This window comes from Pseudomonas sp. PWP3-1b2 (assembly GCF_049896045.1).
Classification (GTDB): Bacteria; Pseudomonadota; Gammaproteobacteria; order Pseudomonadales; family Pseudomonadaceae; genus Aquipseudomonas; species Aquipseudomonas antarctica_B.
The window spans coordinates 1-25576 of sequence record NZ_JAFCTN010000061.1 but is presented as its reverse complement, the minus strand read 5'-3'; the positions used below and the strand labels follow the sequence as shown (position 1 = coordinate 25576).

The 25576-nt window shown below is 60.5% G+C and carries 19 protein-coding genes; 10 read left to right on the top strand and 9 right to left on the bottom strand.

The genetic code is table 11. From position 1 onward, the window contains the following. Window positions 1-172 precede the first annotated feature (172 nt). The 3 genes from ACP7A2_RS25590 to ACP7A2_RS25580 are packed head-to-tail and all read left to right on the top strand — an operon-like array spanning window position 173 to window position 3738. Window positions 173-832 carry a paraquat-inducible protein A gene (locus ACP7A2_RS25590; RefSeq protein ID WP_426136571.1) on the top strand — a complete coding sequence of 220 codons (660 nt, stop codon included), beginning with the start codon at window positions 173-175 and terminating at the stop codon, window positions 830-832. Then, entirely contained in the window at window positions 819-1442 is a 624-nt protein-coding gene (locus tag ACP7A2_RS25585; RefSeq protein WP_426136570.1) for a paraquat-inducible protein A, read from the top strand. Before ACP7A2_RS25590 ends, ACP7A2_RS25585 begins: the two co-directional genes overlap by 14 nt. After that, the gene (locus ACP7A2_RS25580; protein ID WP_426136568.1) at window positions 1435-3738 is read left to right on the top strand and encodes an MlaD family protein; all 2304 of its coding nucleotides are present in this window, start codon (window positions 1435-1437) and stop codon (window positions 3736-3738) included. The genes ACP7A2_RS25585 and ACP7A2_RS25580 overlap by 8 nt, the downstream gene beginning before the upstream one ends. 170 nt (window positions 3739-3908) lie before the next feature. Here the strand turns inward: ACP7A2_RS25580 and mksF are convergent, their stop codons facing one another. The 3 genes from mksF to mksB are packed head-to-tail and all read right to left on the bottom strand — an operon-like array spanning window position 3909 to window position 8720. Then, complete coding sequence (gene mksF / locus ACP7A2_RS25575; RefSeq protein WP_426136567.1) at window positions 3909-6749, bottom strand: Mks condensin complex protein MksF; 2841 nt, start codon at window positions 6747-6749, stop codon at window positions 3909-3911. Continuing rightward, window positions 6746-7453, bottom strand: coding sequence for an Mks condensin complex protein MksE (mksE, locus tag ACP7A2_RS25570; RefSeq protein ID WP_122674750.1), 708 nt, complete (start codon window positions 7451-7453; stop codon window positions 6746-6748). The genes mksF and mksE overlap by 4 nt, the downstream gene beginning before the upstream one ends. Beyond that, the gene (gene mksB, locus ACP7A2_RS25565) at window positions 7443-8720 is read right to left on the bottom strand and encodes an Mks condensin complex protein MksB (RefSeq protein ID WP_348060065.1); all 1278 of its coding nucleotides are present in this window, start codon (window positions 8718-8720) and stop codon (window positions 7443-7445) included. Before mksB ends, mksE begins: the two co-directional genes overlap by 11 nt. 187 nt (window positions 8721-8907) lie before the next feature. On the opposite strand from mksB, the gene ACP7A2_RS25560 reads away from it, so the two are divergent. Continuing rightward, window positions 8908-9651 carry an energy transducer TonB gene (locus ACP7A2_RS25560; RefSeq protein WP_426136572.1) on the top strand — a complete coding sequence of 248 codons (744 nt, stop codon included), beginning with the start codon at window positions 8908-8910 and terminating at the stop codon, window positions 9649-9651. Then, entirely contained in the window at window positions 9644-10096 is a 453-nt protein-coding gene (gene rimI / locus ACP7A2_RS25555; protein WP_375065981.1) for a ribosomal protein S18-alanine N-acetyltransferase, read from the top strand. The genes ACP7A2_RS25560 and rimI overlap by 8 nt, the downstream gene beginning before the upstream one ends. Window positions 10097-10220: 124 nt before the next feature. Here rimI and ACP7A2_RS25550 read toward each other — a convergent pair whose 3' ends face one another. After that, window positions 10221-10625, bottom strand: a complete 405-nt coding sequence (locus tag ACP7A2_RS25550) for a serine kinase/phosphatase (RefSeq protein WP_426136566.1) — start codon at window positions 10623-10625, stop codon at window positions 10221-10223. A gap of 139 nt (window positions 10626-10764) precedes the next feature. Here ACP7A2_RS25550 and can point away from each other — a divergent pair, with 139 nt between their 5' ends. Beyond that, window positions 10765-11409, top strand: coding sequence for a carbonate dehydratase (gene can / locus ACP7A2_RS25545; RefSeq protein WP_348060071.1), 645 nt, complete (start codon window positions 10765-10767; stop codon window positions 11407-11409). Here can and ACP7A2_RS25540 read toward each other — a convergent pair. The 4 genes from ACP7A2_RS25540 to ACP7A2_RS25525 form a co-directional block, all read right to left on the bottom strand. After that, a complete protein-coding gene (locus ACP7A2_RS25540) occupies window positions 11406-11936 on the bottom strand; it encodes an SET domain-containing protein-lysine N-methyltransferase (RefSeq protein ID WP_426136565.1) in 531 nt (176 codons plus the stop codon). The genes can and ACP7A2_RS25540 overlap by 4 nt on opposite strands. 147 nt (window positions 11937-12083) lie before the next feature. Next, on the bottom strand, window positions 12084-13253 hold the full coding sequence (locus ACP7A2_RS25535) for a hypothetical protein (protein WP_426136564.1): 1170 nt from the start codon (window positions 13251-13253) through the stop codon (window positions 12084-12086). A 122-nt stretch (window positions 13254-13375) separates the two neighbouring features. After that, a complete protein-coding gene (gene acpA, locus ACP7A2_RS25530; RefSeq protein WP_426136563.1) occupies window positions 13376-15076 on the bottom strand; it encodes an acid phosphatase in 1701 nt (566 codons plus the stop codon). Window positions 15077-15278: 202 nt separating this feature from the next. Continuing rightward, entirely contained in the window at window positions 15279-16697 is a 1419-nt protein-coding gene (locus tag ACP7A2_RS25525) for a short-chain fatty acid transporter (protein ID WP_426136561.1), read from the bottom strand. A gap of 185 nt (window positions 16698-16882) precedes the next feature. On the opposite strand from ACP7A2_RS25525, the gene ACP7A2_RS25520 reads away from it, so the two are divergent. Then, window positions 16883-18172: an MFS transporter gene (locus ACP7A2_RS25520; protein WP_426136560.1), complete on the top strand. Its 1290-nt coding sequence runs from the start codon at window positions 16883-16885 to the stop codon at window positions 18170-18172. A 3-nt stretch (window positions 18173-18175) separates the two neighbouring features. On the opposite strand, the gene ACP7A2_RS25515 is transcribed toward ACP7A2_RS25520, so the two are convergent. Further along, window positions 18176-19546, bottom strand: a complete 1371-nt coding sequence (locus tag ACP7A2_RS25515; protein WP_426136559.1) for a gluconate:H+ symporter — start codon at window positions 19544-19546, stop codon at window positions 18176-18178. A 399-nt stretch (window positions 19547-19945) separates the two neighbouring features. On the opposite strand from ACP7A2_RS25515, the gene ACP7A2_RS25510 reads away from it, so the two are divergent. The 3 genes from ACP7A2_RS25510 to ACP7A2_RS25500 are packed head-to-tail and all read left to right on the top strand — an operon-like array spanning window position 19946 to window position 25444. Then, complete coding sequence (locus ACP7A2_RS25510; RefSeq protein WP_426136558.1) at window positions 19946-21166, top strand: TolC family protein; 1221 nt, start codon at window positions 19946-19948, stop codon at window positions 21164-21166. A gap of 18 nt (window positions 21167-21184) precedes the next feature. After that, window positions 21185-22291, top strand: coding sequence for an efflux RND transporter periplasmic adaptor subunit (locus tag ACP7A2_RS25505; RefSeq protein ID WP_426136557.1), 1107 nt, complete (start codon window positions 21185-21187; stop codon window positions 22289-22291). Window positions 22292-22309: 18 nt separating this feature from the next. Further along, window positions 22310-25444 (top strand): CusA/CzcA family heavy metal efflux RND transporter, encoded by a 3135-nt coding sequence (locus ACP7A2_RS25500; protein WP_426136556.1) that lies wholly within the window; start codon window positions 22310-22312, stop codon window positions 25442-25444. The last annotated feature ends 132 nt before the right edge of the window (window positions 25445-25576 follow it).

Here is a 25576-nt window from a genome sequence, read left to right as displayed (position 1 = left end):
TAGGTCATCGTCAAGATTAAATTCCAGAACCCCTGTTTGCTAACGCAAACAGGGGTTTTGTTTTGGGCGGTCGGAAAATATCCTCAACGCGCCCTGACAAAATTGCACAGTTATTTCTGAACCAGAACACTAGAATAGGCACCTAACCTTTTTTAGAGTCAGAGCCCTATCTATGCCCGATCCGGTTGATACCCTTGAGGTGTCGGATTTACCCCTGGATGACCTGGTGGCATGCCATGAGTGCGATTTGCTGATGCGCAAACCCGCGCTTGCCCGAGGTGAAAAAGCCCAATGCCCACGCTGCGGTTATGAACTCTATGCTCACCGCCATAATGTCGTGGAGCGCAGTCTCGCCTTGGTTATTGCCGCATTGTTGATGTACATCCCCGCGAACTTTTTACCCATCATGCAGCTCAATCTACTCGGGCAGTCCTCGGAGGACACCGTATGGAGTGGCGTGGTCGGTCTGTTCGACACCGGCATGCAAGGCGTCGCGATCGTCGTATTCCTGTGCAGCATGGGCATTCCCCTGCTCAAGTTGCTCTTTCAATTGGCAGTGCTGCTCAGCATTCGCTGGAAGGTCGGTCGCAGCTATGGGTTGTTGCTCTACCGCATTTACCATCACCTCAAAGACTGGGGGATGTTGGAGGTTTACCTGATGGGCGTGCTCGTCGCGATCGTTAAGCTCGCGGACATGGCGTCCATCACGATTGGCCTGGGCCTGTTCTGTTTTATCAGTTTGCTAATGGTCCAGGTATTGCTGGAGGTGGTCATGTCGCCCCATCAAATCTGGCAGGCGCTGTCTGGGGAGAATGATCATGCGGGCGATTGATGCAGGCATTCTGGTGTGTACCGAGTGCCATGAGCTCAACAAGCAGGAGCCGGATACCGACGAACAACTCTGCACCCGTTGCGGTGCACTGATTCATGCCCGTCGCCCCGACAGTCTCGTGCGCACCTGGGCGCTGCTGGTCACCGCCGCGATTCTGTATATCCCTGCCAATTTGTTGCCAATCATGACCGTCAATTCCCTGGGTCAGGGCGATCCCAGTACGATCATGGCCGGCGTGATCCAGTTGGCGCAGCACGGCATGTACCCCATCGCTGCAGTGGTGTTCATCGCCAGTATCCTGGTGCCAACGTTCAAGCTGGTCGGCATTGGCTTGCTGCTGTTCTCGGTGCAGCGTCACCAACCGCTGTCTGCACAACAACGCATTGTGATGTACCGCTTTATCGAATTCATTGGCCGCTGGTCCATGCTGGATATCTTCGTGATCGCCATCCTGGTGGCGGTCGTAAACTTTGGGCGACTTGCCAGCGTCGAGGCCAATCTCGGCGCGGCAGCATTCGCCAGTGTGGTGATCTTGACGATGCTTGCCGCAGTAACTTTCGATCCCCGACTGATTTGGGATAACACGGAGTCGGACGACGACCATGAGTGATTTGCCTAAAGCTAAAACCCGCCCGGCTTCCAACTGGTCGGCCATTTGGGTGTTGCCCCTGATCGCCCTGGTCATCGGTGGCTGGTTGGGATGGCGCGCCTATTCCCAGCAAGGTCTCGAGATTCAGGTCCGCTTTGAAAGCGGCGAAGGCATACAGGCCAACAAGACTGAAGTGGTCTACAAAGGCATGCCTGTGGGCAAGGTTAAAACCTTGGCCCTGGACGACGAGGGCAATAATCGCGGGGTGATCGCCACCATCGAAATGAACAAGGACGTGGAGCAATACCTCAAGACCAACACGCGGTTCTGGCTGGTAAAACCCAGCGTGACCCTCGCCGGCATCACCGGCCTTGAAACCCTCGTTTCGGGTAACTACATCGCCGCCAGCCCGGGTGACGGTGAGCCCACGCGCAAATTCAAGGCACTCTCCGAAGAACCACCGTTATCCGACGCCAAACCCGGCCTGCACCTGACCCTCAAGGCTGACCGGCTTGGTTCGTTAAACCGTGGCAGCCCGGTGTTTTACAAACAGATCCAGGTTGGCCAGGTCAAAAGCTATCTGCTTTCCGAAGACCAGAGCACCGTCGAGATCAAGGTCTACATCGAACCGACTTACGCGAAGCTGGTGCGCAAACATACGCGTTTCTGGAACGCCAGCGGCATCAGCATCGACGCCAACCTGTCCGGCGTAAAGGTGCGCAGCGAATCGCTGTCCAGTATCGTCGCCGGCGGTATCGCCTTTGCCACGCCGGAGAATCGCAAAGACAGCCCGCCGACTGACCCGAGCCTGCCGTTCCGCTTGTACGAAGACTTCGATGCCGCCGCGGCAGGTCTCAAGGTCAAGGTCAAACTCACCGACTTCGAAGGCCTGCAGGCCGGGCGCACCCCGGTGATGTTCAAAGGTATCCAGGTGGGGAGCCTGAAGACGCTGAAGATCAACCCGGATCTGTCGAGCGCAAACGCCGAACTGACGCTCGACCCATTGGCCGAAGACTACCTGGTGCAAGACACCCAATTCTGGGTGGTCAAGCCGTCGATTTCCCTGGCAGGCATCACCGGTCTTGAGGCGTTGGTCAAAGGCAACTACATCGCTATTCGTCCCGGCGACAAAGGCACCGCGCCGCAGCGTGAATACGTGGCCCGTGCCAAGGCTCCGCCGTTGGACCTACGCTCGCCGGGCCTGCACATGGTGCTGCTCACCGATAACCTCGGCTCCCTCGATGTCGGCAGCCCGATCCTCTACAAGCAGGTCAAAGTCGGCTCGGTGCAGAGCTACCAGTTCTCGCGCAAAAACAAGCAACTGGTGATTGGCGTTCACATCGAGAAGGAGTACGAAAACCTGGTCAATGGCTCGACGCGGTTCTGGAATGCCAGCGGCGTCACCCTGACCGGCGGACTCACCGGCGGCATCCAGGTGAAGAGTGAATCCCTGGCCAGCTTGATGGCCGGCGGTATTGCCTTCGAAACTCCTGAACCGAACGTGCCGCTGAAAAAGCGCATTCCGCGTTTCCGTCTGTTTGCCGATCGCGATGCCGCTAATCAACATGGCACGCTGGTGACCATCAAGGTTGATCGTGCCGATGGTTTGCGCGCCGGTTCTCCGGTTCGATTCAAAGGTCTGGACGTGGGCAAGATCGAGAGCGTCGACCTCAGTGCGGACATGCAATCGGTGATGCTCAAGGCGCGCATCACCCAAGTCGCGGACCGTATCGCGCGCGCTGGCAGCCAGTTCTGGGTGGTCAAGCCCGAGTTGGGCTTGATGAAAACTTCCAACCTGGAAACCCTGGTCACTGGGCAGTACATCGAAGTGCAGCCAGCGACAAAAAATGCCGGTCCACAAAAGAGCTTCGTTGCGCTGGACCAGCCGCCGAAGGCCGACCATCAAGAACAAGGCCTGAGGTTAGTGCTCAGCGCTGCCCGCCGTGGTTCGTTGAAGGAAGGCGTTCCAGTCACCTACCGCGAAGTCACCGTGGGTAAAGTCACCGGCTACGAGCTGGGCCAGACTGCCGATCGCGTGTTGATCCACATCCTGATCGAGCCCAAGTACGCACCGTTGGTGCGCAGTGGCAGCCGCTTCTGGAATACCAGCGGCTTTGGCCTCGACTTCGGCCTGTTCAAAGGCGCGACGGTTCGCACCGAGTCTTTGGAGACATTAGTCGCCGGCGGCATCGCTTTCGCCACGCCTGACGGTGAACGAATGGGCAGCGTCGCTCGGCCACAGCAAACTTTCCCGCTGTTCGACAAGTTCGAAGATGAATGGCTCACTTGGGCGCCTAAGATCCCACTCGGCAAATAAACCGAGGTGCGTCCTTCGCGAGCAAGCCCGCTCCCACATTTGATCGCGTTTATCATGTAAAAACGCGGTCTAATGTGGGAGCGGGCTTGCTCGCGAAGAGGCCGGCACAGACAACAAAAAAGGCCCCTGGATTCTCACCCAGGGGCCTTTTTGCATCTCAGCGAAACACGTCAGACCTCATCCAGCTCCGGTTCATCTGCCTGCACATTGACTGTCGCCTTCACCGCATCGTGACGACGAATGTACTTCCAGTCCGCCTCATCAATGTAGATCCCATTAGGCCCGCTACCACCTTCAAGGTCGATCGCCACCTGCGCCGACACCTGCGGTTTCACACTCGCCAGAATCGGCACAAAGCCCAATTGCAAACTGGTTTCCAGCAACGCCGCCTGATTCTTCTCGTCGATGTCCGCCGCCTCATCGAGGTAGTACGGCAAACGCACACGCCCGGCCTGATCGCGGTCCATCAAGTGCAGCAACAAATACATGTTGGTCAGCGCCTTGATGGTCATGGTGGTGCCGTTGGACGCAGCCCCGTCGATGTCGGTATGAATAATCGGCTGGCCGTTGACCTTGGTGATCTCGAACGCCAGTTCGAACAAATCCTTGAGGCCCAGCTGGTTATGGTTGGCCGCCACGAGGCGGGCCAGGTATTCCTTGGCCTCTTCGTTCTTGTTGTCTTGCTCGGCGCTCTGGCTGAGGTCGAACACCGAGAGGGTTTCGCCTTCTTCATACTGACCGGCACTGTGGATAATCTGGTCGATATGCTTGAGGGCTTCCTTGTTCGGCGCCAGCACAATGCGGAAGCTTTGCAGGTTGGACACCTGACGTTTGTTGATCTCGCGGTTGAACAACGCCAGTTGATGCTCAAGGCTGTCGTAGTCGCTGCGGATATTGCGCAGGGTCCGTGCGATATCGGTGACCGCCGCACGGCGCGCCTTGCCGAGGGTCAGCGCCTCATCGGTACGGTGCGCATACGCGTTGATCAGCAGTTGCAGGCGACGCTCCACGTCGTCCTCGCTGTCGAACTTGGCCACGCCCTTGAGGCGCACCTGAGCGTACAGCGCTTCGATCTGGCCATCGGCACGCAGCAAGCCCTGCCAGCTGTCCTGATAGTCATTGAGCAGCGGCAGCAGGTTGTCCATGGAGTCGTCGACCGGGTCCATGAACGGCGTGCCGAACGGCAAGTCTGCCGGCAGTAGCTGACGACGACGCAGCGCGTCATCCAGCGTACGTTGCTTGGCTTCCATATCGGCAATTTGACGGCCGACCAGTTGCAGCTTGGCCGACAGTTGCTGGACACGTTCGGTAAACGCATCGCTGGACCGCTTCAACTCGTCCTGCGCCGCTTCCATCTGCGCCAGGTTTTCCAGCTTCTCGCCTTCTTCGGCGCTCAGGGTTTGCGCGCGGCGGAAATCTTCCAGCGCCTTCTGCGCGTCCAGCACTTGCTGGTACAGCGCTTCGGTCTGGGTCTTGCTCGCAGCGCGGTCCGAGGCTACAGCCTGTTGAGTCTTGAGCTGCTTGAGTTCTTTTTCCAGACGCTCTTTTTGATCGCGCAATGCCGCGCGATCGGCCAGGGCTTGCAGTGCAGGCGGCTCGATGTGCGAGATATCAATAGACAGCCCCGGCACTTCAAAACGCTCGCCCTTGAAGCCGTCGAGGATTTGCTCCAGGGATTTAACCCACAGGCCTTCCTCATCCAGCGTGATGCCATGTGCGCCGAGCGGCAGGCTGAACAACGAACTGTTGAACAGGCGCATCAGACGCTCGACATCCGGTTGCGAGAATTCCTCGCGCAGTTTGGCGTAGCTGTTGTTGTCCGCGTGATCGAGCTGCTGCTTGACCGACTTCAGGCGTTTTTCCAGGTCGCGCAGACGCTCGTCCAAATCCTCGGCGCTGAACTGTCGCGACTGCGCCAGGGCGCCGGCCAATTCATCGTGAGCATCCTTGGCCGCCAGCAGTTGCTGCTCCAGCACTTTGACGTTATCCACCAACGCAAAGCGATGCTTGAGCACCGACAACTCGCCCAGCCAACGCTGGATGCCGCTGATTTCCCGCTCCAGGCGCATCAGCTCCTGGGTGCCACCGCGCTGATCGTTCTGCAGCGCGTCCTGCTCGTTACGGTAATGCTCGGCCTGAATGGTCAGCTCTTCCTTGCGCGCACCGGCGTAGTCCGACCACGTGCCCAGCAACGAATCCAGCAGCGGCGACAGGCGATGCAGCTTGCCGCGCAGGCTGTCACGCTGGCGAACACCGTTGGCCAAGGCTTCAACCAACGGCCCGGCGGCGACCAGCGCGTTGTAGTCCTGCTCCATGCGTCGCACATCGCGGAAGGCTTCTTCGCACGCGGCGATGTAATCGACACTGCCGGAACGCAGGCTGTGTTCGAAGGCATCGAGGAACAATTGCTTGAGCTTGGCGGCGGTGATTTCGCGCATGTGCAGCAGGTTGATGAACAGCGCGCGGAAAGTCTTCAGGCTCTGCTCGCTGGTGGAGCGCAGCGGAATCAGGGTCAGGTCCAGCGGGATCGAGGTATGGCCGCCCACCAGCAAACGACGCAGTTCATCCGGCTTGAGTTCGTAGGCTTTCAGGCCTTCGCGCTCAAGGTTGGTGAACAGCTCTTTCTGACGCAGGCAGGTGTCGTTCTTTTGGTAATGCGCCAGGTCCAGCTTGCCGGCATAGGCAAAGAACTGGTGACCAAAACCGCCGCCCGGGCCGCGACCGACCACGCCGATCACGTGCGGGCCGTGGGGCAGTGACACTTCCACGAGGATGTAGCTGGTGTCGGTGGCGAAGTAGAAGCGCCGCGATTGCTCCAGGGTGTACTTGCCGAAACTCATGTCCGACATGCGCGCCAGAATCGGAAACTGCAAGGCGTTGATCGATGCGGATTTACCCAGGTTATTCGCGCCATACACCGACAGCGGTTCTTCCAGCGGGAACAAACCCAGGCTGTAACCGGCGGTGTTCAATAGGGCGAAGCGGCGGATGCCGTAGCGTTCCTTGCTCATGCATCGGTCTCCTGTTCTTCGGCGATGGCGCGGGCCATGGCGTCTTCTTCGCTTTCTTCTTCGAAGTCACTCAGATCCAGCGGGTCATCGGTTTTCAGCAGTTTTTCATCGCTGTCTTCGTCGATGATCACCGGTGCCGGCAGTGGCAACACGCTGTGCACGCTGGCCGCGAGGTCGCGGTCTTGCTGCACCGACAGGCACACGTCGAGGAAGCGGTGCATCGGCGGCAGGAAGCGATAAATGCCGTTGTCTTCGCTGGCAAAGCCCAATTGGGTCATGCGGCGCATGATTTTTTCTTCGAGCTCTTCCTGGGTCTGTACTTCGGCCTGGATAAACAGGTCGCGGTATTTCTCCAGCAACGATGGCAACTCATCGCGGCCAAGGCTGCCACCATCGAGCACGGCGATTGGGTCGCGGCCCTGGTCGGCCAAATGCTCAACGAGGATGAAGGTGAACAATGCCAGGCGCTGCGCGGTTTTGTTCACCTGCGCGCTGGCAATCGCGGAATCCGGCACGAAGTAATAGAAGCCACGGGTATCGCACACCAGCTCAAAGCCCAGGGCCTTGAACAGCGTGCGGTATTGGTCCTGGAAGTTCGACAGTTGCGCGTACAGCTCCGGGTCGCGGCGGCTGACGTGGTAGCCCTTGAACAGCTCGCGAAAGATCGGCGCCAGCTGGGACAGTTCGGATAGATCAAGATGCATGAGGGATACTCGCGGAATTCTCGGCGGCGTCGCTGCTGGCCGGGAGCAGGGCGAATGAGCGCAGGCTGACCTGATGCTCGTGTGTGTGGTAATCGCGGCGTTCCAGGCGTTCGCGCTTGAAGCGTTTTTCACGCGAGAGCCGCGAGAACCAGTACAGCAATTCGTCGGTGGCGCCGTCCGGCTCCTGCTCCAGCAGCCAGCTCATCAGGTCCGGCATCGGCAGCGCGTCTTCGCAGCGCTCGAGCATTTCCTTGACCGTGCGCGGTGCACGCTGGGCTTCGCCCTTGTGGGATTTGTGCGCCTTGGGGAATCGCGCCGGTTTCGGCTCGAAATTCGCCAGGGCGTACACATAGGCTTCCACCTGGCTCGCGCTGCCGAGGAAGGTGCTTTGCGGACGGGTGAACATCGGCATGGCCGCTTGCGGCACCGCGTCCAAACCCTTACGACGAATAGCCGACAAGGCCAACGCCGCGCCACGGGTTACGGCGTTATGCCGGCGTGCTTCTTCACGCAGCGGCAACAGCAGTTCGCGGGCATGGCGCAAGGTCAACTGGGCGCTGGTCTGCATTTCAAGGATGCGCGCGTGGGTGCGCAGCAGCATGTCGTCGTCAACCAAATGGCCGAGGCGCTGTTGCTCGGTGAGCATGCGCAGCAGCACGTTTTCGACCTTGCGCACGCCTTGTTCGAAGGCGCCATCGGCGTTTACCAACTGGATCATCGGTTCGACGTATTCGTCCCAGGTCGCCAGTACTTCGGCGTATCGCTGGCGCAACGGGATCTGCCGGTCGCTGGTCTTGGCGCGATCGGCCACGGCCGCGAGGGCTTGTTCATCATTGGCGAGTTTTTTCAGCACGTCCCGTACGCGCATATCCAGCAAGCGCAGTTGGCGGGCGAGGTCGTGGCCATCACGGATGTCAAAAGCGTCCTGGATATAACCCGCGAGGCGCTCAAGGTGGCGCAGGTAGGCTTCGATTTCCAGGCACAGGCCAAGCCGGTGCTCCTTGCGAAGATAGGCGAGGAAGTCGTGGATCTGCGCGTTGAGCTCGAAACGGTTCGGGCTCTTGGCGACAGGCACCAGGATATCCAGGCGAATCCACACGTCCAGCAGGCTGGTGATGTCCTGTGGCGTGCTGTCCAGTTGTTGGGCCGCCAGTTGTGCGCGCAATTCGCTCAGGCTCAACGTGCCTTGGTCGAAGTGTTCGCACAGTGGCTCAAGCAGGGCCCAGTGTTCGGCGAGGGCGCGCAAGACGCGCTTGGGTTCGATCATCGGAATGGCCGGCTGGTTGGCGATTAAAAGTCGCGATTGTACTGCATCGGGACTGGGATTTATCCACAGCCGGTCAGTGTGCAGTGGGCGATTGTGACCGAACAGCGGTAGAATCCCCGCTCTTAACTTATCCACAAGTGGCCGAGCTGTGCTTATCGAGTCCCGACGTCGCGCTTACTTGACCGCCATGCAGGTGGTCAACTGGCTGCCCCGCACCGAACTGCCGTTTGCCGCCCCGTCGCGGCCCGAGCTGCTGGAAGCGCTCGAGCCCTATGAGGCCATCATGGTGTCGGGGGAGGAGGCGGCTGCGCCGGTGGCGGTGGTCAAGCCCGCGCCCGAAGTGCGCCCTGTGGTAGAGCGGGCGAAGATCGAAGTGCCGCGCCCGTCGCCTGTCGTCAAAGCGGCAGAGGTTGAAAAGGCTGCTCCGGTGGCCAAGGCCGTCGTGGTGCCGCCGCCGCGCTTCGCCCTGCAACTGTTACGGGCCGGGCGTTGCCTGCTGCTGGTGGAACTGCCCACCGGCGAACGTTTCCAGACCCGCGACCCGGCCTACATGCTGCTCAAAGACATGCTGCGCGCCGCCGGCCTGCCCGACAGCCCGCAAATCATCGGTGATCCGGTTCGCTGGCCGTTGCTGACGCGCGGCACCATGGACCAGGGCCCGGACGCCGCGCGGGATTTTGTGCAAGGTTTTGTGTCGGCACGCCTGGAAGACGAACCCTGTGTATGCCTGTGGCTGATCGGCCTGCCCGCCGTGCGTTTCGCCGGCGAAGCGAATGCCGAAGCCTGGTACCGCGAACTGCAGGTAGAAGGCCTGGGCTCGGTCTGGGCCCTGCCGGGCCTGGAATTATTAATGGAAGAGCCACAGCGTAAGGCTGATGTCTGGCAAGCCATGCGCCGGCTGATGGCGCGCTGGAAAACAACCGATGAGTGAAGCTTTAACTTTCCGCCCGATGACCGAGGCTGACCTCGACGCCGTGCTGAAAATCGAATACGCAGCGTTCAGCCATCCCTGGACCCGTGGGATATTTCTCGACGGGCTGGGCAAGTACCAGATCTGGCTGATGTTTGAAGGCGAGCAGCAAGTGGGGCACGGCGTGGTGCAGATCATCCTTGATGAAGCGCATTTGCTGAACATCACCGTCAAGCCGGAGAACCAGGGCCGTGGCCTTGGGCTGGCGCTGCTGGAGCACTTGATGTCGCGGGCGTATGCCGCCAATGCGCGGGAATGTTTCCTGGAGCTGCGTGACAGCAATACTGGCGCGTTTCGCTTGTACGAGCGATATGGTTTCAACGAAATCGGCCGGCGTCGCGATTATTACCCCGCCGTCGGTGGCCGCGAAGATGCGGTCGTCATGGCCTGCACCTTGGTGGATTAACACACTCCCTTATGTGAAAACCGAAACCTGTGGGAGCCGGGCTTGCCCGCGATGGCGATGGGTAATTCACCAGCGCTATCGCAGGCAAGCCAGCTCCCACAGGGGCCCGGTTTTACTGGGAGTCTCAGCGGTTACCGTCTACAGGATCAAGATCCGCCAGTTCGGCTTCATCCAGCCCATTGCCGCCGCCAATCTCGTCTTCATCGACAATGCTCAAGTCATAATCCGCAGGACCGTCTTCACCTGCCTCCCGAGCATCCCGCGCGCCATCTTCAAGGATCAGCGTTTCCGGGCTCAAATCATCGTCGGTGGGATGGTGATCATCCGTCGACGCACCGGTCAGCCCGGCTTCGCGTACCCGTTGGTCAGGCATCAGGTGCTCGCGCTCGCCAGACGGGATTTCAACGCCAATCTCAGCCGTTTGATCAGGCTCGTCAAAATCCAGCTCGCGCATCGAACCCATGCGGTCTTCGTTATCATCAATCGGTTCGGGCTGTGTAGCGCCAAAAGGGCGTCGTGATTCAGTCATGGCCAATCCTCATACTGTGGGGCTTATAGTGTGTGGACAGGCTGTGCGCCCCAAAAATTCAAGCTAATTTGCGCTGGGCGTGACCTGCAAGCGAGGTTGTCAGTCACAAAACTGCGCATCATTCCTGAGGCTTTCCCTGATGAACGAACTACAAGACCTGCTTGATAACAACGAACGCTGGGCGGACGCGATCAAACAGGAAGATCCCGAATTCTTCGCCAAGCTCGCCCGCCAGCAAACCCCGGAATACCTGTGGATCGGCTGCTCCGACGCCCGTGTACCGGCCAACGAGATCGTCGGTATGCTGCCGGGTGATCTGTTTGTGCACCGCAACGTAGCCAACGTGGTGCTGCACACCGACCTTAATTGCCTGTCGGTGATCCAGTACGCGGTGGACGTGCTCAAGGTCAAACATATCCTGGTCACCGGCCACTATGGCTGTGGCGGCGTGCGCGCTTCGATGCAGGACCGCCAGTTCGGCCTGATCGACGGCTGGTTGCGCACCATCCGCGACCTGTACTACGAAAACCGCGAGGTGTTGGCCCAGTTGCCGACCGAAGAAGAGCAAGTAGACCGCCTCTGCGAGCTGAACGTGATTCAGCAAGTGGCCAACGTCGGCCACACCAGCATTGTGCAAAACGCCTGGCACCGTGGGCAGAACCTGTCGATTCATGGCTGCATCTACGGCATCAAGGATGGCCGCTGGAAGAGCTTGAACACAACCATCAGTGGCTTTGAGCAGTTGCCGCCGCAGTATCGCCTGCGCCCGTTGGGTGAGGCTTAAGGCCCGCTGAGGCAGCCCAGTTGCTGAAAGAACAAGTAGCCTTCCTGGCTCAGTTCTTCCTCTGGGCCCTTGATCCAGCCCCGACAGATCTCACAGCCGCATTGGCAAGCGAACTGTCGGGGCAGGACGTTGCCAGTCTTGGCGAAATCAATGGTCAACCAGGTGTTGGCCGCGATCGGCATGACTGACCAGAGCTGCAGGTAAGCGGTGTCGAAATACAGGTTCGGCTCACAGGAATGGTGCAATTGGCCGCAGAACCAAGGGTCATAAAGCCGAATTCGTGTGGATATCTGGAAGGTATGAGGGCGGCAGTCGTTCAAGGCATAGCCGAATACCCTGGCGATGAGGCTGCGGTTTTCGAAATCGACGCGGGATTTGATACCGACGGTTTCACCGTTTTGGTCGCGCACGACCTTAAACTGGCGCATCGAGGGGTAGCCTGACTCGACGAGCGTGGTTGCGAAGGGGTACAGACTGTCGTTTTCACTGTCAGCGCTGGTAGCCGTATCCATGGCTTGAGTTTTCATAACTCTCCCTGGTTGGGCTGCATCGACCTGCGTATGGGGAGTGACTGCGAGTCTTGCAGCGGGTGGGCCCGATTCAAGACTCGCTGAAGAGACCGCCGATATCTACTGTCAACATTGACAGTAGCTATCGGCTTTTTTTTGTGCGACTCAAAGTGCTGGCGCGGTGATTGCGGGCGCTGGCGCGGCATCCTTCAGCTGTTTCAATTGAGTTTTTATAACCGGCGTGGCGCATTTGGCATTGGCTTGTTCCGGCGTCAGGTGGCGCACCGAGGTATAGAACAACTCACAGGTCTGTTCCTTGCGTGTGACTTGCCAGGTGTTCATGCAGGCCTTGAGCAGCACATTCGGGTCGCTGGCCGGTTTTTGCCCCATTCCGCCTTGCCAGCAGGCCGCACTCAAATCCTGGCCCATCACTTTCAAGCCTGCTTCGTCGGCCTTCTGCTCGTTACCGTCATAGTTCGCCGGGTCCGCCGCGTACCAGATGTAACTCGGGTGATTGGCGCCCAGCACCGACACGCTTCTGCCCGCCGCCGGGCTGATTTGCGCCAGGCTCAGTACGTTTACCGTCTGGCCGTACTGCTGTTTGATCCAATTGCGCACCGGTGCGCCGAACGCCACCATCGGCAATGAAGCGTTGGCCTGCAGGCTAAGCTCCTTGACCATGCGCGTCTGGTAGTCGGTGAAGTAGCTGTAGACGGTTTCCAGATCCTTGCCCGCATTGGACGGCGCAGCAATCGGCGCGATATCGATGATGGTCTGGTAAGCCGGTGTTTCGGTGGCCGGGATGCCATTGTCGGTGAGCAAGGTTGCCCAGCGATCGGTGGTGGCCGATTCCAGATAGTCCTGGGCCTGGGTCAACGAATAATCCGGCGGAAAGTGCAGCAGCTCGATGCTTTTACGGTTTTCCAGGGCCATGCCCAGCGGCAGGAACAGGTACCAGTTGTAGGCCCATTTGCCGTCGCTGTTGAGCTTGCTGGCACCTTGATACGCCAGGTCTGCGGTATTGAGCAGCGCAGTCAAGGGCTGGCCGTAGCTGTCGGGCACTCCGGTAAACGTTGCCGACACCTGCCCGTCATGGGTTTTCACGCTGACTTTGGCGCGGCTGTAACCGTCACGCTGCAGGCTTTGGGTCAAGTAATGCTCGGCGGTTTGCTCCAGCGTCCACGGCCGAAAGCAGATCACATTGCAATTATTGGGAAACGCGAACAACTGCGTGACGCGTTGCGTGCTGCCCAGTGGCACTTCGATGTCGGCCTGTACGACCGCACTGGCCAGCAGTGCGGCCACTGTAAAAAATAACCTGGTCGGTTTGAACATACTTGGTTCCTTGTCAGCGAAAGCCCGTCTGCGCGGGATGAAAGCCCACTTGCACACAGTAGCGGTTGACCAGGGAAACCGCGTGCTAAATCGCTGAGCGTGTCGTTATTGGATAAGAAACCCTACAGATTGAACTGCAAAGCGTTGCTCAGATCACCCATCGGCTGCTGGCCTCGAGCGCGCATCGCGTCATCGCGCTGCTTGAGGCCGTCCAGTGTCTCCAGCTGGAACACCCGGGTAATTAACCGCAGGATCGACGCGGTGTCGTAAACCGTGTGGTCCACCGTGCCTTTGCGCGCAAACGGCGACACGACGAGCGCCGGAACCCGCGTGCCCGGGCCCCAACGGTCACCTTTAGGCGGTGCGACGTGGTCCCACCAGCCGCCGTTTTCATCCACCGTCACCACCACCACCATGTTTTTCCACTGCGGGCTTTCCTGCAGCACTTTCAACGCGCGAGCGATATGGCGATCGCCCGAGGCGATGTCGGCGTAACCGGCGTGCATATTCAGGTTGCCTTGGGGCTTGTAGAAACTCACCGCGGGCAGCTTGCCGGCCTGGGCGTCGGCGAAGAATTTGTTGGTGCTCGACTCATCGCCCAAACCGCCATCGCGCAAGCGCTTGTCACGTTCGGCGCGGTTTTCCGGCCCCTGTTTCTTGAAGTAGTTGAACGGCTGATGGTGGTACTGGAAGTTCGGGATCTTGGGAATGCCACCCGAATCCTTGAATTGGTCCAGCGTCGCTTGCCATGCCCCGGCGTACCAGGCCCAGTCGATATTCTTTTTCGACAGTTTGTCGCCAATGTGTTCGTGGGTTTGTGGCACCAGCACGTTGGGCAGATCAGGTTTGGAGTAATCCGGGTTTTCCGGGTCACGAATCCAGGTCGGCCAATAGGGCGGGGCCAGGGTATTTACGCCGTAGCCGTCCGGAGTCAGGGCGCTCGGGCCGAATTGCGGCGGGCCGGTCATCGCGCTCGCCGGGGATTTATCCAGCGGCTTGAGACGCGGGTCGGTCGGGTCATCACTTTGCAGTGTGGCGATCTGGGCCTTGGCGACGGACTGCGCGGCATTCGGGTAAAACGGCGCGGTGGCGCTGATCAAGTACTGGTGATTAAGGAAGGAGCCACCAAAGGCACCCTGGAAAAAGTTGTCGCACAGCACAAACTCCTTGGCCACATCCCACAAGCGCAGGGCATAACGGCTTTGGGCGTAATGGCCCATCACCAAACCGCCGGAATCGGCCCAGGCCACAAAGTTGTCGTTCTTGCCGCCATTGATCTGCATCTGGTTTTGATAGAACACGTGCCACAAATCGCGGGTGACCAGGCTCAACGGCAGGTCTTCGGCGTTCGGGCCCTTGAGGGCGAACGGTGCGTTGGGCAGGTTTTCCTGAAATTGCACTTCGCTGGGGTAAGTCACCCCGTCCACACTTTGCGGGCCGACTTGCAGCACGCCGCCCCAGACCGGCGGCAACGTGGTCAGCAGGCTGCCATCGCGGTCGCGTTGCTGAGTGTCGGTCGCCGACAGCGCTGACAGGGGTTTTTCCACGCCGGGGAAGTCCGCAAACAGGTTGTTGAAGCTGCGATTCTCGGCGTAGATCACCACCACGGTTTTCACCTGCTCGCGCAGTGCCTTATCGAGCTCTTGTGGTGTGAGCGGCCGCACCACCGGTTTGCCCGGCGCTTCGCTGGTATTGCCGCAGGCACTCAAGGTCGCGCCGACCCCCAACACCGCCGCGCCCCCCAGAAACCGACGGCGGCTGGTGTCTACCGGTGGTGGGCTGACGGAATCGGCGGAAGGGCGGTCTTCGTGCTCGTCGCTCATGGCTGGGAGTTCCTGCGAGGTGGTTGTTTCAAGATATTTCCGCAGGACGGTAGCAATGGAATGTGACGGAACGAAGACAGTGCAGCTGGCACCGAAGATCAAAGTGGGAGCCGGGCTTGCCCGCGATGGCGGTGGATCAATCAACTTCTTTTGTCGATGAGGCTCCGCGATCGCAGGCAAACCAGCTCCCGCACCGATCGTGTTACGGCATCACCGGCGGCAAATACTTCAACGTCGTCCCCAGCGCCCACAGCAGAAACAGCACCAGCGGCGTGTGCACCAGCAGTTGCACAAACGAAAAGCCAATCAAGTCCCGCGCCTTCAACCCCAACACCCCCAGCAATGGCAGCATGTAGAACGGGTTGATCAGGTTCGGCAGCGCCTCGGCCGCGTTATAGATCTGCACCGCCCAGCCCAGGTGATATTGCAGGTCATTGGCGACTTGCATCACGTAAGGCGCTTCGATGATCCACTTGCCGCCGCCCGAGGGGATAAAGAAGCCGAGTACCGCCGAATACACGCCCATCAACAAGGCATAGGTGTCGTGGGAGGCGATGGAGGTGAAGAATAGCGAGATATGGTGCGCCAGGGTCTGGCCGTCACCGCCTTTGACCACGGTCATCAGCGCGGCGATCGAGCCATACAGCGGGAACTGGATCAGCACGCCGGTGGTGGTCGGCACCGCGCGGGCCACCGCATCCAGGAAGCTGCGCGGGCGCCAGTGCAGCAGGGCGCCGACCATGATGAACAGGAAGTTGTAGGTGTTGAGCCCCGAGATGGCGCTGATCGCGGGCTTGGTCGAGAACTCATGAAACAGCCAGCCGGCCGCCAGCAATGCCAGCAAAATGGTCAACAACGGGCTGTGTTCCAGCCATTCGCCTGGGCGGGTCGGCGCTTGTATTTTGGGCAGGTTGAACGCCGGGTCGACGCCGCAAGCCTTGGCATCACGTGCGCTGTTCGGGCCAGGCGCGGTGGCGTAAGCGATGATCAGCGACACCACAATCAGCGCCAGCAACAGCACGCCGGATTGCCACAGGAAGATGGTCTGGGTGAACGGGATCATCCCGGTGATCGACAGGATCGACGGCGGCAAGCTCGCCGGGTTGGCCTGCAACTGCGCAGCCGACGACGACAGCCCCAGCGCCCACACCGCGCCAAGCCCCAGATAGGCCGCAGCACCGGCGGCGCGGTAATCCATGCGCAAATCCGTGCGACGGGCCAGCGCACGCACCAGCAAACCGCCGAACACCAGGGACAAGCCCCAGTTCAGCAACGATGCGACCATGGAAATCAATGCGACCCACGCCACCGCCGAGCGGCCGTTTTTCGGGATTCGCGCCAAGCGGTCGATCAGTTTTACCGCAGGCGGCGAGCTGGCGACCACGTAGCCGCCGATCACCACAAAAGCCATCTGCATGGTGAACGGAATCAGGCTCCAGAACCCGTCGCCAAAGGCTTTGGCCGCTTCGGTGGGCGCGGCGCCCATGCCCAGGGTCGCCACAGCGACGATGATCACCGCGAGGGCGGCGAATACCCAGGAGTCAGGAAACCAACGTTCGGCAAAGTTGGAACAACGCAGGGCAAATCGGGCATAGCGGCTTTCTTCGATAGCATCGGCCACAGGTTCTACCTCTTGTATTTATTAGGGTGTTGGCAGTTTTTCGGCATGTTCCGCTACGGCCATTGATATGGGAATGCAGTTATCTTCATCGATCAATGAGGAAAACAAATATATCGGCTTTGATTGCCATCATCTGGCTCACCTCATAACCTGCACGCCATTTTGTTTGTCTGCCGAGCCTTCACATGACTGCCACCTCTTCCCCACAGGCGCAGCGTTTTTCCCGCTCCGACTACAAAACCCTGGGCCTGGCCGCCCTCGGTGGTGCTCTGGAAATCTACGACTTCATCATCTTTGTGTTTTTCGCGCTGACGCTCAGCCAGTTGTTTTTCCCGCCGGAAATGCCCGAGTGGCTGCGCCTGCTGCAAAGCTTCGGCATCTTCGTCACCGGCTACCTGGCGCGCCCGTTGGGCGGCATCCTGATGGCACATTTCGCCGATCACCTGGGGCGCAAGCGCGTGTTCAGCCTGAGCATCCTGATGATGGCCTTGCCCTGCCTGCTGATCGGGATCATGCCGACTTACGCGCACATCGGTTACTTCGCCCCGCTGATCCTGCTGGCGCTGCGCGTGCTGCAAGGCGCGGCGGTCGGCGGTGAAGTGCCGAGCGCCTGGACCTTCGTCGCCGAGCACGCGCCGAGAAATCATCGCGGTTACGCCCTGGGCTTCCTGCAAGCCGGCCTCACATTCGGCTACCTGCTCGGCGCGCTGACCGCGACCTTGCTGGCGCAAGTCTTCAGCCCCGCCGAAATCCTCGACTACGCCTGGCGCTTGCCCTTCCTGCTCGGCGGCGTATTCGGCGTGATCGGCGTATGGCTGCGGCGCTGGCTCAGCGAAACCCCGGTATTCCTCGAAATGCAGGCCCGCCGCCAAGCCGCCGCAGAAATGCCACTGCGCACCGTGCTGCGCGACCACCGCGCCGTGCTGCTGCCAGCGATGATCCTCACCTGCGTGCTCACCTCCGCCGTCGTCGTGCTCGTCGTCATCACCCCGACCATGATGCAAAAAACCTTCGGCATGAGCCCCAGCCACACATTCGCCTTGAGCGCCTTGGGCATCGTCTTCCTGAATATCGGCTGCGTCCTCGCTGGCCTGCTGGTGGACCGCATCGGCGCCTGGCGCGCGGTGCTGGTCTACAGTTTGCTGCTGCCGGTGGGCATTGCGGTGTTGTATGCGAGCCTGATCAACGGCGGCGTCTGGCTGGGCGCGGCATATGCCGTGGCGGGCTTGAGTTGCGGGGTGGTCGGTGCGGTGCCATCGGTGATGGTCGGCCTGTTCCCGGCGCAGGTGCGGGTGTCGGGCATTTCCTTCACCTACAACATTGCCTACGCGCTGTGGGCGAGTACCACGCCGTTGCTGTTGATTGCATTGATGCCGACCAGCCCGTGGATTTGCGTGGGCTATTGCGTGGTGATGGGTGCGGTGGGGGTGGCGAGTGTGGCGCTGTTCAGCAAGCGCCACACCTTGGCCGCCTGAGTCTTAAGTCAAAAAGTGCCAGAGCAACAGCGTGCCGACCAGCCCGACCACGGAGACGATGGTCTGCAACACCGACCACACCCAAATCGTCTGTTTCAGTTGCAAGCCAAAGTACTCACGCACCATCCAGAAGCCGGCGTCGTTGACGTGGCAGAAGAACACCGAGCCTGCGCCAATCGCCAGCGCGATCAGTGAACTTTGCGTCGCCGCCAGCCCCGCCATCATCGGCGCGAGAATGCCCGCCGTGGTGGTCGTGGCGACGGTTGCCGAGCCAGTGGCCTGGCGCAGGGCCACGGCGATCAGCCAGGCCAGCAGCAGGTACGGCATGTGCGCGCCTTCGGCCACCTTGCTGATGGTCTGGCTCACGCCGGCGTCCAGCAAGGTTTGCTTGAGGCCGCCGCCGGCGCCGATGGTCAGCAGCAGCACGGCGATCGGCGCGAGGGCTTTACGCAGGGTGTTGCCGACTTCCGCACGCGGCATGCCGGCGGCCCAGCCCAGGCAGATCACGGCGGCGATCACGGCCAGGCCGAGGGCGATCAGCGGTTCACCAAGGAACTTCAACGTCAGTGCCAACGGGTTTTCCGGCGACATGGCGACCTTGGCCAGGGTGCTGCCCAGCATCAGAATTACCGGCAACAAAATAATCAGCAACGACACGCCGAAGCTCGGCTGGCGCGGCGCCTTGGGCGGTGCACTGAACAGTGCGCCGATGTCGGCCGGTTCATCCACGTGCAAGCGCTTGGACAGCCAGTTGCCGTAGATCGGGCCGGCCAGAATCACCGCCGGCACCGCCAGGCAGAAACCCAGCAACATGGTCAGGCCGAGGTCGGCGTGCAATGCGCTGACTGCAATCAGCGGCCCTGGATGCGGCGGCATCAGGGCGTGCAGGGTGGTCATGCCCGCCAGCGCCGGGATGGCGATTTTCAGCAGTGGCTGGTTCGAACGTTTGGCCATGACGAAGATGATCGGCACCATCATCACCAGGCCGACTTCGAAGAACAGCGGTAAACCAATCACCATTGCCACCAGCGCCATCACCCACGGCAATGACTTGCCCTTGCCTAACCCGAGCAGGGTGGTGGCAATGCGGTCAGCCGCGCCGGATTCAGCCATCAGTGCGCCAAGCATCGCGCCCAGCGCAATGATAATCCCGGCTTCGCCGAGGATCGCCCCGGCGCCTTTGCTGAAGGCCTTGGCGACCTCTTCCGGTGGCAGGCCTGCGCCCACGCCGGCGATAAACGTACCGATCAGAATCGACAGGAACGGCGGTAACCTGGTGGCGCTGATCAGCACGATGATGCTGACGATGGCCAGCAATACACAAAACATGAGGCGGGTGTCGTGAACCATCCACGCGGCAGTCGATAACTCCAAAACGGGACTCCTTATCGAACAGGTTGGCTAATATGTTTCTTTTTGTTTCCTGCTCGAAAAGCATACCTGATAGAACCGCCCCAGCGTGCTCATGTGCGATTTTGGTGCGATCAAATTATCCCCGCGTTGGCGGGCAGATAGACGTTTGCAAGCGGTGCCCGGTTATTTGGCCTACAGCTCCATGATCAGCGGACTACTCACCACGAGGACATTTCATGAGCGCAGGACAAAGCCACGCCATCCCTCAGGTTGAAGGCAAGGTTTTTTCAGCACGATGACCTTGATGAGGTGCATGCCTGACGGATTTGTAATCTTCCCTCCACCGCCCCGATAAGTACTGAAAGCTACATTGCCCCCGCTGGGAAACCTCAGCGACTTCAAGGGCGTGGAACTCTCGTTATGGCACTTTCCGTTAGAACACTGTTGGGGGCGATGGCCGTGTGGGCGATCGCAAGCGTCGCCCAGGCGCAAACCCTCACCCTCGACTCAGCCCTGCAAACCGCCTTCGCCAACAACCCGGACCTGGCGGCCGCGCAGTGGGAAATCGAGATTGCTGGAGGCGCTCGTCAGCAGGCAGGGTTGATCCCCAACCCTGTGGCATCCTGGGATGCCGAAGACACGCGCCGCAACTCGCGCACCACGTCCATCAAACTCAGCCAGACCCTCGAACTGGGCGGCAAACGTGGCGCGCGAATTGATGTGGCCGAGCGTGCCCAGGATGCCGCCGCACTGACGTTGGAGCAGCGCCGAAACGGCCTGCGTGCAGACGTGATCGACGGCTACTACGGCGCCCTTCGTGCCCAGGAACGGCTTGAACTGGCGCAACGCTCCCTGGCCTTGGCCGAGCGCGGGCTGGTGGTCGCGAAGGGGCGCGTCACCGCCGGTAAATCCTCGCCGGTGGAAGCGACCCGCGCGCAGGTGCAGCTGTCGCAGATCCGCCTGGAACTGAACCGCGCGCAGATCGACCTCACTGACGCTTATCGCCAGCTGGCGGCCAGCACAGGCCGCGCGACCCTGGACTTTCAAACCGTGGCCACGCAAAGCACAACGACGCCTCCCTTGCCGCCGACGGCGCAGTTGCTGGCGCGCCTTGAGCAAACCCCCGAGCTGCGCCTGGCTGAGCTGAAAATACTGCAGAGTGAAGCAGGCGTCGGCCTGGAAAAAGCCCAACGCATTCCCGATCTCGACGTGTCCGTCGGCAGCCAATACGACGCAGGCGTGCGTGAGCGGGTGAACCTGGTGGGTGTGTCGATGCCAATCCCGTTGTTCAACCGCAATCAGGGCAATGTGCTCGCCGCCAGCCGCCGCGCTGACCAGTCCCGCGACCTGCGCAACGCCACCGAATTGCGCCTGCGCACCGAGATTCGCCAGGCCATGGACCTGTGGCAAACCGCGAATACCGAAGTGCTCGCCTTCAATCAGCACATCCTGCCCGCCGCCCAGCGTGCGGTAGACAGCGCCACCCGAGGCTTCGAACTGGGCAAGTTCAACTTCATCGACGTACTCGACGCCCAGCGCACCTTGATCGCGGCACGCACCCAATACCTCGCCTCGACCGCCCAGGCCACCGACGCCTGGGTGCGCATCGAACGGATTTACGGCGACCTCGCCCGCTTTTGATTTTTCCAGGAGTCTTCTATGAACCATAAACATGGCGTGGCGCTTGCCATCGCCCTGGGCCTGATGCTGTCAGGCGTTGTAAAGGCTGACGAGGAAGAGGGCGCACTCGAGCTCACCGAACAGCAAATCCAGGCGGCCGGCATTGAACTCGCCCAGGCCCAACCGCGCGCGATCAGTACGCTGCTGACGCTGCCCGGTGAAGTGCGCTTCGACGAAGACCGCACCTCGCACATCGTCCCGCGTGCGGCAGGCGTGGTGGAGTCGGTGAAGGTCAACCTCGGCCAGGCGGTGAAAAAGGGTGACCTGCTGGCGATCATCTCCAGCCAGCAAATCTCCGACCAGCGCAGCGAACTCGCCGCCAGCGCACGCCGGGTGGAACTGGCGCGCACCACGTTCCAGCGCGAGCGCCAATTATGGAAAGACGAGATCTCCGCCGAACAGGATTACCTGCTGGCGCGCCAGACCTTGCAGGAAGCTGAAATCGCCCTGAACAACGCTCGCCAAAAGATGACGGCCCTCAGTGGCAGCGCGGTAGCGGCGGGTGGCAATCGCTATGAGTTGCGCGCGCCGTTCGCCGGCATCGTGGTGGAAAAGCACCTCGGCGTCGGCGAAGTGGTCAGCGAAACCAGCAACGCTTTTACCCTCTCGGACCTGTCCCAGGTGTGGGTCACCTTCGGCGTATTTCCCAAGGACCTGAACACGGTTCGCGTCGGCAAACCGGTGAAAGTCAGCTCCACGGAAATGGGCACCGAAGTCCTCGGCACAGTGGCTTACGTCGGCAATTTGCTTGGCGAGCAAACCCGTACCGCCACCGTGCGCGTGACCGTGCCCAACCCCGACGACGCCTGGCGCCCGGGGCTGTTTGTGACGGTACAAGTGGCCACCGATACCTACCAGGCCAAGGTCACCGTCCCGCAAACCGCGATCCAGACGGTCGAGGACAAACCTTCGGTATTCGTGCGCACGCCGGACGGGTTTATCACCCGCCACCTTGAACTGGGTGTGAGTGAAAACGGCTACGTCGAAGTGCGCAAAGGGCTCGACGCCGGCGCACAGGTGGCCACCGTCGGCAGCTTCATCCTCAAGTCCGAACTGGGCAAAGGCTCGGCCGAACACGCCCATTGATCCTGCGAGTGACTTCCCATGTTTGAGCGCCTTATCCAATTTGCCATCGAGCAGCGCATTATCGTGCTGCTGGCGGTGCTGTTGATGGCCGGTGTCGGCATCGCCAGTTACCAGAAACTGCCTATCGACGCGGTGCCCGACATTACCAATGTGCAGGTCCAAATCAACTCCGCGGCGCCTGGGTTTTCGCCGCTTGAGACCGAGCAGCGCATTACCTTTGCGATTGAAACCGCCATGGCCGGGCTGCCGGGTTTGCAGCAGACGCGTTCGTTGTCGCGCTCCGGTTTGTCCCAGGTCACGGTAATTTTCAAGGACGGCACCGACCTGTTTTTCGCCCGCCAATTGGTCAACGAGCGTCTGCAAAACGCTCGCGAGCAATTGCCCGTGGGCATCGAGACGGCGATGGGGCCGATCTCCACCGGGCTTGGGGAGATTTTCTTGTGGACCGTGGAGGCCGAGGACGGCGCGCTAAAGGAAGACGGTACGCCTTATACGCCGACGGATTTGCGTGTGATCCAGGACTGGATCATCAAGCCGCAATTGCGCAACGTGCCGGGCGTGGCCGAGATCAACACCATTGGTGGTTTCGCCAAGGAATACCAGATTGCGCCAGACCCCAAACGGCTGGCGGCTTACAAACTGACGCTGGGTGATTTGGTCACGGCGTTGGAGCGCAACAACGCCAACGTCGGCGCCGGTTACATCGAGCGCAGCGGCGAGCAACTGTTGATCCGTGCGCCGGGGCAAGTGGCGTCCATTGATGACATCGCCAACATTGTTATCACCAGCTCGGACGGTACGCCGATTCGGGTGCGCAACGTCGCGCAAGTCGAAATCGGCCGCGAGTTGCGCACGGGCGCCGCCACCGAAAATGGCCGTGAAGTGGTGCTGGGCACGGTGTTCATGTTGATCGGCGAAAACAGCCGCACCGTGTCCCTGGCGGTGGCAAAAAAGCTTGAAGAGATCAACCGTTCGCTGCCTGACGGCGTGGTCGCCGTCACGGTGTACGACCGCACCAACCTTGTCGAAAAAGCCATCGCCACCGTGAAGAAAAACCTCTTCGAAGGTGCACTGCTGGTGGTCGCGGTGCTGTTTCTTTTTCTCGGCAATATCCGCGCCGCGCTGATCACCGCGATGGTGATTCCGTTGGCAATGTTGTTCACCTTTACCGGCATGTTTACCAACAAGGTCAGCGCCAACCTGATGAGCCTGGGGGCGCTGGACTTCGGCATTATCGTTGACGGCGCGGTGGTGATCGTCGAGAACGCCATCCGCCGGCTGGCCCATGCGCAGCAACGTCACGGGCGGCTGTTGACCCGCAGCGAGCGCCTGCATGAGGTGTTCGCTGCCGCCAAGGAAGCACGGCGCGCGCTGATCTTCGGGCAGTTGATCATCATGGTCGTGTACCTGCCGATCTTCGCCCTCACGGGCGTCGCCGGGAAGATGTTCCACCCGATGGCCTTCACGGTGGTGATCGCCTTGCTCGGCGCGATGATTCTGTCGGTGACCTTTGTGCCGGCGGCGATTGCGCTGTTTGTGACCGGCAAGGTCAAGGAAAAAGAAAACCTGGTGATGCGCACCGCCCGTCGCGCCTATGCGCCGGTTTTGGATTGGGTGATGACGCGTCGCCCGCTGGTGTTTGGTTTGGCCGTGCTGACCATTGTTGCTTCGGGGTTGGTCGCCAGCCGCATGGGCAGCGAATTTATCCCCAGCCTGAGTGAGGGCGATTTTGCCCTGCAGGCCCTGCGCGTGCCGGGTACCAGCCTCACGCAGTCGGTGCAGATGCAGCAACAGTTGGAAAAAACCTTAATGGCCCAGGTACCGGAAATCGAGCGAGTGTTCGCGCGTACGGGTACCGCGGAAATTGCTTCTGACCCGATGCCGCCGAACATTTCCGACAGCTACGTGATGCTCAAGCCGAAGGACCAATGGCCGGACCCGAAAAAATCCCGCGAGGCACTGATCGCCGATATCCAGCGCGCCAGTGCGATTGTGCCGGGCAGTGCGTATGAACTGTCGCAACCGATCCAGTTGCGTTTCAATGAACTGATTTCCGGGGTGCGCAGTGATGTGGCGGTGAAGGTGTTCGGCGATGACATGGCGGTGTTGAACAAGACTGCCGGGGAAATTGCCGAGACCTTGCAAGCGCTTGATGGCGCTTCGGAAGTGAAGGTGGAACAGACCTCCGGCCTGCCGGTGCTGACCATCAATATCGACCGCGACAAGGCGGCGCGCTTTGGCCTGAATGTGGGCGATGTGCAGGACACCATAGCCGTCGCGGTGGGTGGGCGTCAGGCCGGTACGTTGTACGAAGGCGACCGGCGTTTCGACATGGTCGTGCGTTTGTCCGACGCGTTGCGCACGGATATCGACGGGCTGTCGCGGCTGTTGATTCCGGTGCCGGCGCTGGCGGGCAACGCGTCCGGGCAGTTGGGTTTTATCGCCTTGTCCCAGGTTGCCAGCCTGGATTTGGTTCTTGGCCCGAACCAGATCAGCCGTGAAAATGGCAAGCGTCTGGTGATCGTCAGCGCCAACGTGCGCGGGCGCGATATTGGTTCGTTTGTCGAAGAGGCCGAAGCGGCCATCACGGCTCAGGTGAAAGTGCCTGCGGGCTACTGGACCACCTGGGGCGGGCAGTTCGAACAGCTGAAGGAAGCCTCCGAGCGCCTGCGCATCGTGGTGCCGGTGGCGTTGCTGCTGGTGTTCGGGTTGCTGTTTATGATGTTCAACAACCTCAAGGACGGCTTGCTGGTGTTTACCGGGATTCCGTTCGCGCTGACCGGCGGGATCATGGCGCTGTGGCTGCGGGATATTCCGCTGTCGATCTCGGCGGGCGTGGGCTTTATTGCGCTGTCCGGCGTGGCAGTGCTGAACGGCCTGGTGATGATTGCCTTCATCCGCAATCTGCGCGAGGAAGGGCGCTCGCTGTCGGTCGCCATCAACGAAGGCGCGCTCACCCGCCTGCGCCCGGTGTTGATGACCGCGCTGGTGGCATCCCTCGGTTTCATCCCCATGGCCCTTGCAACCGGCACCGGCGCCGAAGTGCAGCGCCCGTTGGCGACAGTGGTGATCGGCGGGATTATTTCTTCCACACTGCTGACCTTGCTGGTGTTGCCGGCGTTGTATCAGTGGGCGCACCGCAAGGAAGAGTAATCCGTTGACGGCCATACTGCCGAAAACGGCAAAGATTAACTGTGGGAGCTGTCGAGCCTTAGCGAGGCTGCGAAAGCGGTGTGTCAGGCGACATCTCTATCGGCAATGCCGCCGCCTTCGCAGCCTCGCTGG